This is a genomic window from Jatrophihabitans lederbergiae (assembly GCF_031845305.1).
In the GTDB taxonomy this organism is placed as follows: domain Bacteria; phylum Actinomycetota; class Actinomycetes; order Mycobacteriales; family Jatrophihabitantaceae; genus Jatrophihabitans_A; species Jatrophihabitans_A lederbergiae.
Genome location: NZ_JAVREH010000216.1, coordinates 1 through 550, shown reverse-complemented (window position 1 = coordinate 550; position 550 = coordinate 1). Strand labels below are relative to the sequence as shown.

The following is a 550-nucleotide window of genomic DNA, read 5'->3' as shown; positions in this document are numbered from 1 at the left end:
GCGGCCATCGGCGTGACGCTGGCCGGCGAGCGCGACATCCTTGGGCTCTGGGCTGGCACCGGCGGCGAGGGCGCGAAGTTCTGGATGGCGGTGCTCACCGACCTGCGCAACCGCGGCGTCAATGACATCTTCTTCGTCGTGTGTGACGGCCTCAAAGGCCTGCCCGATGTGGTGTCCAACGTCTGGCCGCAGGCGATCGTGCAGACCTGCATCATCCATTTGATCCGCAACACCTTCCGGCTCACCAGCCGCAAGTACTGGGACGAGATCAAGCGCGATCTGAAGCCGATCTACACCGCGATCAACGCCACCGCCGCCCGCGCTGCGTTCGACGAACTGGCCGAGAAATGGGGACAGCGCTACCCGGCGGTGATCCGGCTCTGGGACAACGCCTGGGCCGAGTTCATCCCGTTCCTCGACTATGGAGGCTGTCGCGGAATCGGTGCAGTCCGGTGACGCCGGATGGCGCCGGTCGACCAAACGTGTGGGATGGCTAGCTGAAAGTGTCAGACTCGGCCGTGCAGCTTGCTCAGATCGCTGCGGCGCGGTG

The 550-nt window shown here is 65.3% G+C and carries 1 pseudogene; it reads left to right on the top strand.

Going from position 1 to position 550, the window contains the following annotated elements:
- Positions 1 to 423 (top strand): annotated as a pseudogene (locus RM423_RS25045) (IS256 family transposase); the annotation flags it as partial.
- Positions 424 to 550 lie beyond the last annotated feature (127 nt).